Source organism: Pseudomonas sp. 2725 (genome assembly GCF_050434585.1).
Taxonomy (GTDB): domain Bacteria; phylum Pseudomonadota; class Gammaproteobacteria; order Pseudomonadales; family Pseudomonadaceae; genus Aquipseudomonas; species Aquipseudomonas jessenii.
The window spans coordinates 25,337-41,696 of record NZ_JBNDIV010000006.1 but is presented as its reverse complement, the minus strand read 5'-3'; the positions used below and the strand labels follow the sequence as shown (position 1 = coordinate 41,696).

The window sequence follows — 16,360 nt, the reverse complement described above, 5'->3', positions numbered from 1 at the left end:
CGCGATCAAAGGTCAGAAAAAAGGAACGGCTGAAGAAGCACGTCAGTCACTACTTAGGCCACTGGAATACGCCTGAGGAGTTCACGCCTGATGAGTACCAAGAAGCCTGCCGCCACCCGGAGTGCCCTGGCCGGGTCCGATACCCCGGACCGCCACAACACCAACGCCAAGCTCGATAGCCTGGAAACATTTCGCTCCGATGCCACTGAGCAAGCCTTGCGCACCAACCAGGGTGTGAAAGTGGCGGACAACCAGAACACCCTGAAGGCCGGGGCCCGCGGGCCGTCTTTGCTGGAAGATTTCATCATGCGTGAAAAGATCACGCATTTTGATCACGAGCGGATCCCGGAGCGCATCGTTCACGCTCGCGGGACCGGTGCCCATGGTTATTTCCAGAGTTATGAAAATCACTCTGTGCTGACCAAGGCCGGTTTTCTGCAGGATCCGGCGAAGAAAACCCCGGTCTTCGTGCGCTTTTCCACGGTGCAGGGGCCGCGAGGGTCCGGTGATACCGTGCGCGACGTGCGAGGTTTCGCCGTGAAGTTCTTCACCGACGAAGGCAATTTCGACCTGGTGGGCAACAACATGCCGGTGTTCTTCATTCAGGACGCCATCAAGTTTCCTGACTTCGTGCACGCGGTCAAACCCGAGCCACACAACGAAATCCCTACCGGGGGCTCGGCCCATGACACCTTCTGGGACTTTGTCTCGCTGGTGCCGGAGTCGGCGCATATGGTGATGTGGGCGATGTCCGACCGGGCGATCCCGAAAAGCCTGCGCAGCATGCAGGGCTTCGGCGTGCATACCTTCCGCCTGATCAACGCCGAAGGAAAATCGCGGTTCGTCAAATTCCACTGGCGACCCACGGCCGGCACTTGCTCGTTGGTGTGGGACGAAGCGCAGAAGCTTGCGGGAAAAGATGCCGACTACCACCGTCGTGATCTGTGGGAGTCGATCGAGATCGGCGACTACCCGGAGTGGGAGTTGGGGGTGCAGGTCATCGAAGAAGAGAACGAACATGCCTTCGATTTCGACATTCTCGACCCCACCAAGCTGATCCCCGAAGAATTGGTCCCTATCACGCCGCTGGGCAAGATGGTGCTGAACCGCAACCCGGACAACTTCTTCGCCGAAACCGAGCAGGTTGCCTTCTGCCCCGGGCATATCGTCCCGGGGATCGACTTTTCCAACGACCCTCTGCTGCAAGGTCGATTGTTTTCCTACACTGACACGCAAATCAGCCGACTTGGTGGGCCGAACTTTCACGAGATCCCGATCAACCGTCCTGTGTCACCCTTCCACAATGGCCAGCGGGATGCGCAGCACCGCACCACTATCGACAAGGGACGTGCCTCCTATGAGCCGAACTCCATTGATGGCGGCTGGCCAAAGGAAACGCCGGCCTCCGCTCAGGACGGCGGGTTCGATAGCTACCCGGAACGCATCGACGCCAACAAGATTCGCCAGCGCAGCGAGTCGTTCGCGGACCACTTCTCCCAGGCTCGCTTGTTTTTCCACAGCATGAGCAAGCATGAGCGGGAGCACATCATCTCGGCCTATAGCTTTGAGTTGGGCAAGGTTGAGCGCGAAGCGATCCGCGTCCGGGAAGTGAACGAAATCCTCGCCAATATCGATCTGGAGTTGGCCAGGCGCGTGGCGCAGAACCTTGGATTGCCTGCGCCCAGTCGAGGAACCATCGAGGTGCGCAAAACTTCACTGGATCATTCACCTGCACTGAGCCAGGCCAATCTGTTGCCGGAAACCATCAAGACGCGAAAAGTCGCGTTTTTGGTGGCAAACGGCGTTGATGTCGCTTCGATCGCTGCAATGAAGAAAGCGCTGGAAGCAGAGGGCGCCCACGCGAAACTGTTAGGGCCGAGTTCGGCGCCAGTGAAAACGGCTGATGGCAAAACCCTGGCTGTCGATGCTTCGATGGAGGGTTCGCCGTCAGTGGCGTTCGATGCGGTGTACGTGCCGGGCGGAGCCGCGTCGATCAAGGGGTTGAGCACTGACGGGGTGGCGCTGCATTACTTGCTGGAGGCATACAAGCATCTGAAGGCTATTGCCTTGCAGGGCGAGGCGAAGCAGTTGCTGGATGTGTTGAAACTGGAGGCTGATGCGGGATTGATCGTTGGCGCGGATGCGAAATTGGTCAAACCGTTTTTGGCCGCGATCGGGCAGCATCGGGTTTGGGACAGGGAGGCGAAGGCCAAGGCGATTCCGGCCTGAAGATCTGCGGAGCCAGGGAGACCGCCATCGCGAGCAAGCTCGCTCCCACAGTAGAGAAGTGTTGGTCACAAAATGTGTGGGCAACCCGAAACCCTGCGGGAGCGAGCGTGCTCGCGATGCTTTTAAGATTTACGAGGCGTTAGAACCATCTGCGCCGGGACACTGCGCAAAATCTGCCGCTCCAGCTTCAGGTCAAACTCAGGATCGAGTTTCTTCACCCGTTTGGTCAGCAAGTTGGCCAGCCAAGGGTAATCATTGGTGCGTGGAGCCTGAATGCTCACGTCGCACTGAAAATTCACCACATCGGCGGCAATGGCATCCAGTTGGCGACGCAGTTTGCCCATATCGTTGATATTGAGCACGACCGTGGTGCTTTCAGCCGTCAGGTCGATAACCTTGGCTTTTGGCTTGGCTTCGGCAGCCTTGAGGGCGGCTTCGGCTCTTTCCAGTTCGGCCTTGCGCGCCTGGGCAATCGAGCCGTTGACTCCGCCGGTCAGTGCCGGAGCCTTGGGCATCAACGCGCGGGCACGGCTCAGGGCAGTTGCTGCGGCATCCACGTCACCCTTTTGCAGCACGATCTGGCTGCGGCGCAGATAGGCTTCGGCCAGCTGCCGCTGGTATTGCTCAAGGGAAGCATCGTTGGGCGATTCGGCCTGCAAGGCTGCCAATTGGTCTTCGGCGATGGCCAGTTCATCGCTGGCGATGTTTTGTTCCAGCTGTACGATGGCCGCGGCCCGCGCATCGGCGGCCTCGGTGGCCGCCGGTGGCGTGCTTTGGCAGGCGCCCAGCAGCAAAGAAAATGCGACAAGGAGCAGATAACGGGAGGCGAACGACTTCATTCCTGCGACTCTCTATTTGCGCAAAAAACGAGCAAGTCTACACCCCTCGACGGGGCAGAACAAAACTCAGCAGAAATAGCGCGGCGGCCGTCACCACAATCGACGGGCCGGCCGGGGTGTCCTTGAACCAGGACAGCGCCAGCCCGCCACACACGGCGAGTATGCCCAGCAGGCTCGCGCCCAGTGCCATCTGTTCCGGCGAGCGAGCATGACGTTGTGCCGCCGCCGCCGGGATGATCAGCAACGAAGTGATCAGCAACACGCCGACGATTTTCATCGCCACGGCAATTACCACGGCGATCAACAGCATTAACGCCAGGCGCAATCCCGCCACGGGCAAACCTTCGACCCTGGCCAGTTCTTCATGCACCGTGATCGCCAGCAATGGGCGCCACAACGTAACCAGCAAGACCAGTACCGCCGCGCTGCCGCCAAGAATCCAGGCCAGATCGGTCGGGCTGATCGCCAGCAGGTCACCGAACAGATAGGCCATCAGGTCGATCCGCACTTCGTGCATGAAGCTTAGTACCACCAGGCCCAGAGAGAGCGTGCTGGGTGCGAGAATTCCCAAAAGTGTGTCGGATGCCAGCGGCTGGCGTTGTTGCAACGTCACCAGCATCACCGCCAACAGCAAGCAGCCAACAGTGACGGCAACGGTCGGGCTGACATCCAGCAGAAAACCCAGGGCCACGCCGAGCAATGCCGCGTGGGACAGGGTGTCGCCGAAATAGGCCATGCGCCGCCAGACCACGAAAGACCCCAGCGGGCCTGCGACGACGGCCAGGGCCAGGCCTGCAAGCAGGGCGTAGAGCAGAAAATCAGCCATGCTTGCAGCTATCTCCGTGAACATGGGGTTGGCCCGACGCGGGCGCCTTGACCACCGAGCCATGCAAGTCGTGGGCGTGGTCGTGATGGTGGTGATAAATCGCCAGGCTTTGTGCGTTCTTTCCGAACAGCTCGACGAAAGCCGGATCGCCGCTGACCTGCTCGGGATGGCCGGAACAGCATACGTGACGATTGAGGCAAACCACCTGGTCCGTGGTGCTCATCACCAGATGCAAATCGTGGGAGACCATCAGCACACCGCAACCATGACGGTCACGCAGGCGGGTGATCAGGCTGTACAGCTCGGCCTGGCCGGCCACGTCGACGCCCTGTACCGGTTCGTCGAGTACCAGCAGTTCCGGTTCGCGCAACAAGGCACGGGCCAGCAACACACGTTGCATTTCGCCACCGGAAACGCTTTGCACCGGGCTGTCGATCACCTGTTCGGCGCCGACTTCCTTGAGTGCAGCCAACGCCATCGCACGGTCCACCCCCGGTACCAGGCGCAGGAAACGCAGGACCGACAGCGGGAGGGTCGGATCGACATGGAGTTTTTGCGGCATGTAACCGACCCGCAGTTTCGGCTTGCGCCAGACGCTGCCGCTGTCCGGTTTCAACAGGCCGAGCACGGCACGCACCAGGGTGGTTTTGCCTGCGCCGTTGGGGCCGATCAGGGTAACGATCTGCCCCGGCTCGACGCTCAGTTCGATGTTGTCCAGCACCGGTTGCCCGGCGAACGTGACGGCAACCTGCTCAAGACGGATCAGCGCGTTGCTCATCAAGCCCCCTGGCAGCCGGAGCAGAGACCGACCACTTCAACGGTCTGGCCTTCGACGACAAACCCGACATCCCTGGCGCTGGCGATGATCGCGTCGCTGATGGATTTTTGCTCAAGTTCGATCGCGGCGTGGCACACACGGCAGATCAGGAACTGACCCTGGTGAGCATGTTCCGGGTGATTGCAGCCGATGAAGGCGTTGAGCGAGGAAATCCGATGGACCAGGCCGTTTTCCAGCAGGAAATCCAGCGCGCGGTACACCGTCGGCGGTGCGGCGCGGCGACCGTCCTGCTCGCTGAGGACCGCGAGAATGTCGTAGGCACCCAAAGGCTTGTGGCTTTGCCACACCAGCTCCAGCACTCGCCGGCGCAACGCGGTCAGGCGCAGACCTTGACGTGCGCACAGGGCATCGGCCTCGGACAAAGCGCTGTGAACGCAATGTGAGTGGTCGTGGGGACGGCTGGCGATCGGTGTTTTTAGCATGAGCGGCGACGAGGTTTGTGAGAGACGTTATTATGTTACCCGTTCTCGCCTCTTCGAGTGGTCATCGTGTCCCGACTTTTTTCTGTTTTTGTCGCATTTATCGCAAGTTTTCTGCTGATCGGTTCGGCGCAGGCCGAGGTCAAGGTCCTTACCAGCATCAAGCCTCTGCAACTGATCGCCGCGGCGGTGCAGGACGGCGTGGCGATCCCCGAGGTTTTGCTGCCACCGGGTGCCTCACCGCATAACTATGCGTTGCGCCCTTCCGACGTACGCAAGGTGCAATCGGTGGACCTGCTGTACTGGATCGGCCCGGACATGGAGGGCTTCCTGCCACGGGTGCTCAATGGTCGTACGTTGCCCAACGTCGCCGCGCAGGATTTGCCGGGCATGAAACTGCGTCACTTTGCCGAAGATAACCACTCCCACGCTGAAGAAGCCGACGAACACGACCACGATCACCGTCCGGGCAGCCTGGATGCGCACTTGTGGCTGTCGCCGGTCAACGCCCGGGTCATCGCCACGAAAATGGCGGCTGACCTGAGTGCCGCCGATCCTGCAAATGCCGCGCGCTATCAGAGCAATCTGAAAGCCTTCGACGAGCGTCTCGATGCACTGGATGCGCGCCTGAAGAACCGCCTGGCCGATGTTCAGGGCAAGCCCTACTTCGTTTTCCACGAAGCCTTCGACTACTTCGAAGACGCCTACGGCCTCAAGCACGTGGGTGTGTTCAGCGTCGCGGCCGAAGTGCAACCCGGTGCTCAGCATGTCGCGGCGATGCGCGCGCGATTGCAGGAAGTCGGCAAGACCTGCGTGTTCAGCGAACCGCCGCTGCGGCCCCGTCTGGCGGAAACACTGGTGGCGGGTTTGCCGGTGAAACTGGCTGAACTGGATGCGCTGGGCGGGTACACGCCGGCGACTGCCCAGGGCTATGAGCAGGTGTTGGAGAAATTGGGGAATGATCTGGCGGGGTGCCTGGAGTCGTTGTAACCGACACCAGACCCTGTGGGAGCGAGCTTGCTCGCGAAGGCGGCATTACATCAATATCAATGTTGACTGACCCGCCGCTATCGCGAGCAAGCTCGCTCCCACAGGTCAAAGCCTTTAAAGGGCGAAAGGCAAAGGCGTGTTGACTGTCTGTCGCTGTGCCAATCGCAATTGAAATTCCATCGGATCGTGAATCAACACATCCTGTCCGGCAAACGACTCCGCCGCGATCAGGCGTGACAACCAGAACCGTACACAAGCCACCCGCAGCATGGTCGGCCACAACTCGGCTTCAGCGGCGGTGAACGGTCGCAAGGCCGCGTAAGCGCCCAGCAAGGCCCGCGCTCGCGGTCCATCGATTACGCCATCGTCGTCCGAGCACCAGTCGTTCAAGGCAATCGCCACGTCGTAGAGCATCGGCCCGGAGCAGGCGTTGTAGAAATCGATCAGCCCGGTCAGGTGAGTGCCTTCGAACATCGCGTTGTCGCGGAACAGGTCGGCGTGAATATTCGCCCGCGGCAGTGCCAGGATTTTTTCTTTCTGCCGGGTGATTTCTTCCAGCGCCCGTTGCAGCAGGTCTTTCTGTTCGGCATCGAGGTGCGACAAAAACTGCGTGCCCTCCTCCAGCATCCAGTCCAGGCCGCGATCGGTTTTGCGCTTGATCATATTGGCCTGGGTTGCCAGGTGCAGATGGCCGAGCAATTCACCCACCTGCGCGCAATGTTGCGCGTTGGCTTGCTTGATGTGCTTGCCGGCCAGGCGCGGTTGCAGCAACGCAGGTTTGCCCGCCAGTTCGCGCAAGGCCACGCCGTCTGTGGTGCGCAAGGCGTAAGGCACCGGCAGGTCGGCGCCGTGCAGTACGTCGAGCAGTTCGATGAAGAATGGCATCTCCTGAACCGGACCGCGCTCGACCAGGGTCAGGACAAATTCGCCCTGCTCCAGGCTGATAAAGAAATTGGTATTTTCGCTACCGGCGGCAATCCCCTGGAAATCAAGCAGGCGGCCGAGGCCATAAGGGGCGAGAAAAGCTTCCAGCTCGGGCCGAGCCAGGGGGGTGAACACAGACATGTTTAAGCTGCCAGTACGGGCGCCGCTGTTGAGCCGGCGCCGATTAAAGTTAAGGACGACTTACCACTTAAAAATTTCCCACGCCGGAATCAGCATATCCGGGTAGTCGGAGCGGACGAAGTTTCCCTCCGAGCCATCCGCGCGCACCAGGAAATACGGTTTGCCAACCTTTGGGGTGACCTTGATGGCGTACAAAAAGCCGTTTTGCCGGTATTCCTGAATGAGTTTATCCCCTTCCGTGCGAATGGTGACATCCGGGTCCGCCGATGGCGCATCGTCCGCCGCCATCACGGCCGATGGTGCGATTGCAAACAAGCCAGCCAGCAACAGGCGATTTAGTGTGCGCATGATAACCTTGTCCCTTTGTCGTCAACGGTCCCGCTATTCTAGCGCCGGACCCGCCGAAAAGGTTGATCCTGCTCATGAGCCAAGCCCCCCTCGTCCTGGTGGACGGTTCTTCTTACCTGTACCGCGCCTTTCACGCGCTGCCACCGCTGACCACGTCCAAAGGCCTGCCGACCGGCGCGGTCAAGGGCGTGCTGAACATGCTCAAGAGCCTGCGCAAGCAATATCCGGACAGTCCGTTCGCCGTGGTGTTCGACGCCAAGGGTGGGACTTTTCGCGATGAGATGTTCGCCGAATACAAGGCCAACCGTCCGAGCATGCCCGACGATATGCGCGTGCAGATCGAGCCGCTGCACCAGAGCGTGATCGCCCTGGGCTTCCCGCTGCTGTGCGTCGAAGGCGTCGAGGCCGATGACGTGATCGGCACCCTGGCCCGCAGCAGCGCGGCGGCGGATCGTCCGGTGATCATCTCCACCGGTGACAAGGACATGGCGCAACTGGTCGACGGTCACATTACCTTGGTCAACACCATGACCGGTAGCAGCATGGACGTGGAGGGCGTGAAGGAGAAATTCGGCGTCGCTCCGGAGCAGATCATCGATTATCTGGCGCTCATGGGCGATTCTTCCGACAACATTCCGGGTGTTCCAGGCATCGGTCCGAAGACGGCTTCCGGCCTGCTGGTCGGTGTGAACGGCGGTCTGACCGAGCTCTATGCGCAACTCGACATCGTGCCGACCCTGCCGATTCGCGGCGCCAAGACCCTGCCGGCCAAGCTCGAAGAGCACAAGGAAATGGCCTTCCTGTCCTATCAGCTGGCGACCATCAAGGTTGACGTGCCACTGGACGTTGGCCTCGACGACCTGAAAATGGGCGCGGAAGATCCTGCGAAACTCTACGAGTTGTACTCTCTGCTGGAGTTCAAGAGCTGGCTGAACGACCTTGATCGCGACGCCAAACGCCAGGAACTGAGCGCTGCTGCCGAGCCAGCACCGGCCGCCGATCTGTTCAGCGAACCAGAGGCCGAAGCACCGGCCGTCGCTGCTGAAGCCGCCTATGAAACCATCCTCGATCAAGCGCGGTTCGATGCTTGGCTGGAAAAACTGAACAACGCCAAACTGTTTGCCTTCGACACCGAAACCACCGGCATCGATGCGCAGCAGGCGCAATTGGTGGGTCTGTCGTTCGCGGTTCAGGCTAACGAAGCGGCCTACATCCCGTTGACTCATTCCTACATCGGTGTGCCGCAGCAACTGGATCGTGACACGGTCCTGCGCGCGCTCAAGCCGATTCTGGAAGATCCGAACAAGCTCAAGGTCGGCCAACACGCCAAGTTCGACATGAACATCCTGGCCAACTGCGCCATCGGCGGCGATCAGGACAACGGCATTACCGTGCGTGGCATCGCCTTCGACACCATGCTTGAGTCCTACGTGCTCAACTCCACGGCCACCCGCCATGACATGGACAGCCTGGCGCAGAAGTATCTGGACCACACCACGGTAAGTTTCCAGGACATCGCCGGCAAAGGCGTGAAACAGCTGACGTTCGACCAGATCGCCCTGGAGCAGGCCGGGCCTTACGCCGCCGAAGATGCAGATATCACCTTGCGTCTGCACCATGCCCTGTTCGAAAAACTCTCGGCTATTCCGAGCCTGGCCAGCGTACTGACCGACATCGAAATCCCGTTGGTGCCGGTATTGGCGCGTATCGAGCGCCAGGGCGCATTGGTCGACGCCGCCTTGCTGGGCGTGCAAAGCATCGAACTGGGCGACAAGATGGTGGCGCTGGAGCGTGAAGCCTTCGAGATTGCCGGCGAGGAATTCAACCTCGGTTCGCCCAAGCAACTTGGTGTGATCCTATACGAGAAGCTCGGCCTGCCGGTACTGAAGAAAACCGCCAAGGGCCAGCCATCAACCGCCGAAGAAGTGCTGGCCAAACTGGCAGAAGACGACTATCGATTGCCGAAAGTGCTCATGGAATATCGCTCCATGAGCAAGCTGAAAAGCACCTATACCGACCGTCTGCCGGAGCAGATCAACCCGCGTACCGGGCGGATCCATACCTCGTATCACCAGGCGGTGGCGTCCACCGGGCGGCTCTCCTCCAGCGATCCGAACCTGCAGAACATCCCGGTGCGCACCGCCGAAGGGCGTCGCATCCGCCAGGCCTTCGTGGCCTCGGTCGGTTACAAGCTGCTGGCTGCGGACTATTCGCAGATCGAACTGCGGATCATGGCGCACCTGTCCCGGGATGAAGGGCTGATGAACGCCTTCCGCCACAATCTGGACGTACACACCGCGACCGCCGCCGAAGTGTTCAAGGTCGAACTGGCCGAAGTGACCTCCAACCAGCGCCGCAGCGCCAAAGCGATCAACTTCGGCCTGATCTACGGCATGGGCGCGCAGAAGCTCGGCAAGGACATCGGCGTCGACACCAAGACCGCCAAGGCCTACATCGATACCTACTTTGCCCGGTACCCAGGCGTTCGCCAGTACATGGATCGCACGCGTGCCCAGGCCGCCGAGCAAGGTTATGTCGAGACGTTCTTCGGCCGTCGTCTGTACCTGCCGGACATCAACTCCAACAAGCCGCAAGAGCGCGCCGCTGCCGAACGCACGGCAATCAACGCACCGATGCAAGGCACCGCTGCGGACATCATCAAGAAAGCCATGGTCGCGGTGGATAACTGGCTGACCGCGTCGGGCCTCGACGCCAAAGTCATCCTGCAGGTGCACGATGAACTGGTGCTCGAGGTGCGTGAAGACCTGGTCGACCAGGTTCGCGATGAAATTCGCGTACACATGAGCGAGGCGGCGAAGCTGGATGTGCCGTTGCTGGTCGAAGTGGGTGTTGGAAATAACTGGGATGAGGCTCACTGAGCCTTCTTGTAGGAGCGAGCTTGCTCGCGATGGAATTTCAGTCGAAATCGATGTGTCTGACACTCCATCGCGAGCAAGCTCGCTCCTACAGAAAATTGTCGAGTTCTGCTGCGGCATAGTGCCGCGGCAGAAGGGCGTAAAAAACAGCTTGGGCCGGAGGGCTATCAGAGTTATTTCAAAGCTCTCTGAAAAAAATCTGAACTAATCTTGCACACCACCACTCAGAGTTACTGAATGGCTGGTGAAGCCCTTCGATGCTCCTATGTTGTGTTAAGTGTTGGCAGATATCTGGACCCCGCCCTAGCGGTCTAGAGCTTCAACCCCGGAACTTCTCCCTCCCCATATGAAGCCCGGGGTTTTTTTTGCCCCGAGAAAACTGCCTGCGTGCGCCGCAGGCAGTTTTCGGCACTTACTGAGCTTCTGCTTCAGCACCCTTGTCCGCCAGCTCCATCCAGCCAGCCAGTACGGTGTAGGCATCTTCCAGGCCCATGCGTTTGGGGGCCGAAAACAGCTGGATTGTCACCAGATCGCCCCAACCCTTGCGGATTTCCGCCTGAACCTTGAGCAGGGTGTTCTTGGCCGCGCCATAGGTCAGCTTGTCCGCTTTGGTCAGCAGAATGTGCATCGGCATCCCGGCAGCCACGGCCCAGTCGAGCATCAGCAGGTCGAAATCGGTCATCGGATGGCGGATGTCCATCATCAGGATCAGACCCTTCAAACTCTCGCGACCACCCAGATATGCCTCCAGGTGACGCTGCCAGTGTTGCTTGAGCGGGATCGGTACTTTTGCATAACCGTAGCCCGGCAGGTCGACCAGACGGCGTTCATCGTCTAGCTTGAAGAAGTTCAACAGCTGCGTGCGTCCCGGGGTTTTCGAGGTGCGCGCCAGGCTGGCGTGGGTCAGGGTGTTCAAGGCACTCGACTTGCCGGCGTTGGAACGCCCGGCGAAGGCGACTTCGAAGCCCTCGTCATCCGGACATTGATCGACTTTGGCGGCGCTGAGCATGAAGGTGGACTGTTGGCACAGACCGAGGATGGGATTCTTGAGTTGCATGGGATTTCCGATGTGGGCGGCGCCAGGAATGGGTGTGGCAAGCAGTGTCGCTTCCGTTTCAGTGACGCCAGTATATAATGCCGCAGATTTTGTGTGCGCTTTGTCCCAGCGTAGGACGAAGTTCACGAGAGCGACAGACCTTGATTGCGCACTAGAACGCAGCTCGCTCTCAACCCTGAAAAGGTCGTTTTATGACGAAATGGCTGCTAGCTGCCGGTGTATTGATGCCGCTTTACAGCGCTCAGGCTACACAGGATCCGGAAGCTGTGTACAACCGTGTTTGTGGTGCCTGTCATTCCGGCCAACTCCCCATGGCGCCGAAAAAAGGCGATCAGGAAGCTTGGACGCCGAGGTTGGCGAAAGGTATGGAGACGCTGGTGCAACACGTGACCCAGGGTTTCAAGGCGATGCCGCCGCGTGGTTTGTGCATGGACTGCAGTGCCGAGGATTACCAAGCCATCATCCTTTGGATGAGCGAGTAAGCCCGGTCCATAACTCTTAACCCTTAGCCGTAGTTGGATTAGCTGATGAAGAAATTGATCGTGAGTCTGCTGTTGACCGTGGGCATCTCCGGCATGGCCCATGCTGCAGGTGAGGCAGTACAACCGGGTGATGCAAAAGCCGGCCAGGCCAAAGCCGCCGTCTGTGGCGCCTGCCACGGCCCGGATGGCAACAGCATGGCGCCAAACTTTCCGAAACTGGCAGGTCAGGGTGAACGCTACCTGACCAAGCAATTGCACGACATCAAGTCGGGCAAGCGCACCGTTCTGGAAATGACCGGCCTGCTGACCAACCTGAGCGATCAGGACCTGGCGGACATCTCTGCCTACTTCGCCAGCCAGAAAGGCAGCGTCGGTGCCGCCGATCCGAAGATCGTCGCTCGCGGTGAGGCCCTGTTCCGTGGTGGTGACCTGGCCAAGGGCCTGCCAGCCTGCACCGGTTGCCATTCGCCAAATGGCGCAGGTAACGCGGCTGCCGGTTTCCCGCACCTGGGTGGACAGCACGCTCAATACGTCGGCAAGCAACTGGTCGATTTCCGCAAGGAAGAAGGTGGCCGCACCAACGACGGCGATACCAAACCGATGCAGAGCATTGCCAAGAAGCTGAGCGACGAAGACATCGCCGCGGTGTCCAGCTACATTCAAGGCCTGCACTAAGGCCGGTGGATCGGGCGTTGAACGGCGTGCTGATCGCCTGCAACGTTAACGCTCGATTAATCCGTCTCGGCAAGTATAAAAAGGGTGGCCTTGGCCGCCCTTTTTTGTGGCCGCTGCCGTTACACTACAGAACTCAAGCCCGCCAGGATCTGTCTGAAAACAATCGCGCGCGGCGAAAAAATTTGTCCAGGAGTAAAGCATGCGTAATCTGATCATCAGTGCCGTTTTTGCCGCTGCCAGCCTGTTTGGCATGACTGCCCAGGCCGCCGACGCCCCAGCCGCCCCTTATGTCGAGCTGACCAATCCGGTTCCGGTTGCCGTGCCTGGCAAGATCGAAGTGGTGGAGCTGTTCTGGTACGGCTGCCCGCATTGCTATCATTTTGAACCGACAATCAATCCTTGGGCTGAAAAGCTGCCATCCGATGTGAATTTCAAGCGTATTCCAGCCATGTTCGGCGGAGCTTGGGATGCTCATGGCCAAATGTTCTTGACCCTTGAGTCCATGGGTGTTGAGCATAAGGTTCATGCCGCGGTATTCGACGCGATCCAGAACAAAAAAATGAAGCTGATCGACAAGAATGACATGGCTGACTTCCTGGCTACCCAGGGCGTAGACAAGGATAAATTCCTGGCCACCTTCGACTCCTTTGCTATCAAGGGCCAGGTTGTTCAAGCCCGTGAACTGGCCAAGAAGTATGAAATCTCCGGCGTTCCAACCCTGGTCGTCAACGGCAAGTATCGCTTCGACGTGGGTTCTGCCGGCGGTGCCGAACAGGCCCTGCAACTGGCCGACAAACTGATCGACAAAGAGCGAGCGGCTAACAAGGCTGCCGCCAACTAAGGGCAGTCACTGCCATGCGCCGATGGGGTACTGAACGCATCGTTGGCCTGCATGATCCGCGGGTCAACGAGCATCATCTGGAATCCACGGGCCTGCCCGCAGACAGTCGTCTGCGCTTGCTCAGTTTCAATATCCAGGTCGGCATCAGTACCGAGCGCTATCGGCATTACCTGACCCGGGGCTGGCAGCACCTGCTGCCGCACACGGGACGTGCCGATAACCTGCAGAAAATCGGCAATCTGCTGGGCGACTTCGATCTGGTTGCCTTGCAAGAGGCCGATGGCGGCAGCCTGCGATCAGGCTACGTCAATCAGGTCGAACACCTGGCCCAGCTCGGCGCCTTTCCCTACTGGTATCAACAACTCAATCGTAATCTCGGTCGCCTGGCCCAGCACAGCAATGGCGTGCTCAGCCGATTGCGTCCGTGGGCAATTGAGGATCATCCGTTGCCGGGACCAAAGGGTCGCGGAGCCATTCTGGTACGGTTCGGCGAAGGCCCGGAAGCGCTGGTGGTGGTCATGATGCACCTGGCGTTGGGCGCCCGGGCACGCAGTCTGCAATTGGCCTACATCCGCGAGTTGATCGGCGACTACAAGCATCAGGTACTGATGGGCGACATGAACACCCATGCCAGTGACCTGTTGCAACATTCCCCGTTGCGCGATCTCGGCCTGCTCGCGCCGCAACTGGAAGCGACGTTTCCCAGCTGGCGCCCACAGCGCTGCCTGGACCATATCCTGCTGAGCCCGAGCCTGACCCTGGAAAAGGTTGAGGTGCTGGCACAGCCCATTTCCGATCACCTGCCGGTCGCGGTAGAGATTCGTCTGCCGGGTTCGCTCACGGCCGATGCATTGCCCGCGTTGAGTCCTGCCCCTCGCGGATCCCATGAATGAGCGACGAAGCACAGCGCTGGAAAGAGAAATACCTCAAAAGCATCGAACAACAGGAAAAGCTCGAACGTCGCTGGGACGCGCGGCTCGACTTGCTGCGTCGCGGGCTGGTGCGCAGCACCCTGGCAGCGGAAGGTACGGACCGCGCCGTTGACCAATGCATGAAGGAAATGCGCGAAGTCGTGCGCACCGATGACATGGACGCCGGCCTGGCTGCGCTGATTCCACGCCTGGAAAAAGCCGTGCTCGACTCCGAACAGCGTCGGGAAACCCGAGTCAACCAGACCAGTGCCGCCTTGACTGCGCTGGTCACGCAACTGCAAACATTGCCATTGCCACGGGATGTGAGTCGGCCACTCAAGAATTTCGCCAAGCACCTGGATGCGCGGGTCAGTCAGGCGCGCGAGATGCCCTTGCTACTCAGCGAGCTGAGTGGCTTGCAGGGCAAGGCCCTGAGCCAGCTGGAGACCCCAACGGAGAACGGCCGGCCGGGTTTGCTGCAGCGGTTGTTCGGCGGTCGTGAAGCGCAGGAGGCGGAGGCATCGACGGCCGCTGCTCCTGCGCTGGCTGCCCCTGTAGCCGAGAGCCCTGCGGCAAGCTGCGAGGTACCCGCTGTTGAGCGAGTCGAAGACGAGTTCGCGCCGACCGAGCCAGCCGTGGCTTTTGCACCTCCGGCTGCGGAGCCTCAACCAGCCAGTGCAGCCGCGGCAGAAATCGAATCGGCCGAGAAACCGACCCCGGAAACCATCGCGACATCACCTGAGTCGCAAGCGAACCCCGACGAGCTGACCGCGCAAGCATCGCCCGATAGCTTGCCCTTACCTCCGATTCCGATGCAGGACGTGGCCGTCGTCGATCAGACGCCATCCGAACACGACATTCTCTACGCACTTCCGGATTCCCCCGAGCCCTCCTACAGCTCGGTGGCCAGCCACATCGAAGACACGTTGCTGGGGCTGCTCGACGACCTGACACTGCCCGAGCGTCATCGTCCACAAGCCGAATCCATGCGCGATCGTCTGAAAAACGGTCTGAACTGGTACGAATTGCTGCCGATTCTCGACGACTTCGCCACATTGATGCTGGCCATTACCGACAGCGGCCAGCATGAGTTCGAAGCCTATCTGCAACGACTGAACGAACGTCTCGAATCGTTCCAGAGCAACTTGCAGGCCGCCACCGCGGGACACGCCGACAACCGTTCGGCTGCGCGACAGATGGACACGCAGATCCGCGAACAGGTCGATGGCCTGCAAAGCAGCATGCAGGAAGCCGCGGACCTGGAAGATCTCAAGCACGTACTGGAAAACCATCTCGAAGGCTTGCTGGGCACCATGGACCAGCACCAGAAACAGCGCGATGAGCGCGAGCAGGAGGTCGCTGCGCGCCTGCACAGCCTGGCCGAGCGGGTCGCCCATATGGAGCAGGAGGCCCAGGGTTACCGCGAGCACCTTGAAGAGCAACGACAGAAGGCATTGGTCGACCCGTTGACCGGGCTGCCCAACCGCGCGGCCTGGAGCGAGCGCCTGGGTCATGAAGTCACACAATGGCAACAACATGGCAACACGCTGTTGCTGGCCATGCTCGACCTCGATCATTTCAAGCGCATCAATGACAACTACGGGCATCTGGCCGGTGACAAAGTGCTGAAAATCATCGCCAGCGTACTGCGCAAGCGGCTGCGCGGAACGGATTTCATTGCCCGGTTCGGCGGCGAGGAATTTGTGCTGTTAATGCCATCCACGGTGCCGGCGGCGGGGCTGAAGATGCTGGAAAGCTTGCGGGCCTCCATTGAAGCCTGTCCGTTCCACTTCAAGGGAGAGCCGGTGACCATCACCGTGTCTATCGGAATGACGGCGTTCAGGCCGGGTGAACATAGCGATCAGGTACTTAAAAGAGCCGATCAGGCGCTGTATCGCGCAAAAAATGCCGGCCGCAACCGAGTGGAACCGAGCTGACGGTGATCTGTTCCATTTTGTTTAATT

General features: G+C 59.9%; 15 protein-coding genes. 8 read left to right on the top strand and 7 right to left on the bottom strand.

Annotation, left to right across the window (positions count from 1 at the left end; genetic code table 11):
• Positions 1 to 90: 90 nt before the first annotated feature.
• The gene (gene katE / locus ABIE16_RS17895) at positions 91 to 2,229 is read left to right on the top strand and encodes a catalase HPII (protein ID WP_429521675.1); all 2,139 of its coding nucleotides are present in this window, start codon (positions 91 to 93) and stop codon (positions 2,227 to 2,229) included.
• A gap of 122 nt (positions 2,230 to 2,351) precedes the next feature.
• Here the strand turns inward: katE and ABIE16_RS17890 are convergent, their stop codons facing one another.
• The 4 genes from ABIE16_RS17890 to zur are packed head-to-tail and all read right to left on the bottom strand — an operon-like array spanning position 2,352 to position 5,154.
• Positions 2,352 to 3,068, bottom strand: coding sequence for a PA5502 family lipoprotein (locus ABIE16_RS17890; protein WP_057712601.1), 717 nt, complete (start codon positions 3,066 to 3,068; stop codon positions 2,352 to 2,354).
• Positions 3,069 to 3,105: 37 nt separating this feature from the next.
• Positions 3,106 to 3,894 (bottom strand): zinc ABC transporter permease subunit ZnuB, encoded by a 789-nt coding sequence (gene znuB / locus ABIE16_RS17885; protein ID WP_057712600.1) that lies wholly within the window; start codon positions 3,892 to 3,894, stop codon positions 3,106 to 3,108.
• Positions 3,887 to 4,672, bottom strand: coding sequence for a zinc ABC transporter ATP-binding protein ZnuC (gene znuC / locus ABIE16_RS17880; RefSeq protein WP_007989407.1), 786 nt, complete (start codon positions 4,670 to 4,672; stop codon positions 3,887 to 3,889). Before znuC ends, znuB begins: the two co-directional genes overlap by 8 nt.
• Positions 4,672 to 5,154, bottom strand: coding sequence for a zinc uptake transcriptional repressor Zur (gene zur / locus ABIE16_RS17875; protein ID WP_008045818.1), 483 nt, complete (start codon positions 5,152 to 5,154; stop codon positions 4,672 to 4,674). The genes znuC and zur overlap by 1 nt, the downstream gene beginning before the upstream one ends.
• Before the next feature lie 66 nt (positions 5,155 to 5,220).
• On the opposite strand from zur, the gene znuA reads away from it, so the two are divergent.
• Positions 5,221 to 6,141 carry a zinc ABC transporter substrate-binding protein ZnuA gene (gene znuA, locus ABIE16_RS17870; protein WP_429521674.1) on the top strand — a complete coding sequence of 307 codons (921 nt, stop codon included), beginning with the start codon at positions 5,221 to 5,223 and terminating at the stop codon, positions 6,139 to 6,141.
• A gap of 114 nt (positions 6,142 to 6,255) precedes the next feature.
• Here the strand turns inward: znuA and ABIE16_RS17865 are convergent, their stop codons facing one another.
• Positions 6,256 to 7,206 carry a homoserine kinase gene (locus ABIE16_RS17865; protein WP_007969797.1) on the bottom strand — a complete coding sequence of 317 codons (951 nt, stop codon included), beginning with the start codon at positions 7,204 to 7,206 and terminating at the stop codon, positions 6,256 to 6,258.
• Positions 7,207 to 7,266: 60 nt separating this feature from the next.
• Entirely contained in the window at positions 7,267 to 7,554 is a 288-nt protein-coding gene (locus tag ABIE16_RS17860; RefSeq protein ID WP_057712597.1) for a DUF2782 domain-containing protein, read from the bottom strand.
• Positions 7,555 to 7,628: 74 nt separating this feature from the next.
• Between ABIE16_RS17860 and polA the strand changes: the two genes are divergently transcribed.
• Positions 7,629 to 10,433 (top strand): DNA polymerase I, encoded by a 2,805-nt coding sequence (polA, locus tag ABIE16_RS17855; protein WP_429521673.1) that lies wholly within the window; start codon positions 7,629 to 7,631, stop codon positions 10,431 to 10,433.
• 409 nt (positions 10,434 to 10,842) lie between these two features.
• On the opposite strand, the gene yihA is transcribed toward polA, so the two are convergent.
• Positions 10,843 to 11,487, bottom strand: a complete 645-nt coding sequence (yihA, locus tag ABIE16_RS17850) for a ribosome biogenesis GTP-binding protein YihA/YsxC (protein WP_046042671.1) — start codon at positions 11,485 to 11,487, stop codon at positions 10,843 to 10,845.
• 191 nt (positions 11,488 to 11,678) lie between these two features.
• On the opposite strand from yihA, the gene ABIE16_RS17845 reads away from it, so the two are divergent.
• The 5 genes from ABIE16_RS17845 to ABIE16_RS17825 all read left to right on the top strand — a co-directional run bounded on the left by ABIE16_RS17845 (position 11,679) and on the right by ABIE16_RS17825 (position 16,333).
• The gene (locus tag ABIE16_RS17845; protein ID WP_008002190.1) at positions 11,679 to 11,969 is read left to right on the top strand and encodes a c-type cytochrome; all 291 of its coding nucleotides are present in this window, start codon (positions 11,679 to 11,681) and stop codon (positions 11,967 to 11,969) included.
• A 45-nt stretch (positions 11,970 to 12,014) separates the two neighbouring features.
• Positions 12,015 to 12,644: a c-type cytochrome gene (locus ABIE16_RS17840; RefSeq protein WP_057712594.1), complete on the top strand. Its 630-nt coding sequence runs from the start codon at positions 12,015 to 12,017 to the stop codon at positions 12,642 to 12,644.
• A gap of 199 nt (positions 12,645 to 12,843) precedes the next feature.
• Entirely contained in the window at positions 12,844 to 13,485 is a 642-nt protein-coding gene (gene dsbA, locus ABIE16_RS17835) for a thiol:disulfide interchange protein DsbA (protein WP_090452332.1), read from the top strand.
• A 14-nt stretch (positions 13,486 to 13,499) separates the two neighbouring features.
• On the top strand, positions 13,500 to 14,378 hold the full coding sequence (locus ABIE16_RS17830) for an endonuclease/exonuclease/phosphatase family protein (RefSeq protein ID WP_057712592.1): 879 nt from the start codon (positions 13,500 to 13,502) through the stop codon (positions 14,376 to 14,378).
• Complete coding sequence (locus ABIE16_RS17825; RefSeq protein WP_429521672.1) at positions 14,375 to 16,333, top strand: GGDEF domain-containing protein; 1,959 nt, start codon at positions 14,375 to 14,377, stop codon at positions 16,331 to 16,333. Before ABIE16_RS17830 ends, ABIE16_RS17825 begins: the two co-directional genes overlap by 4 nt.
• Positions 16,334 to 16,360: the final 27 nt, after the last annotated feature.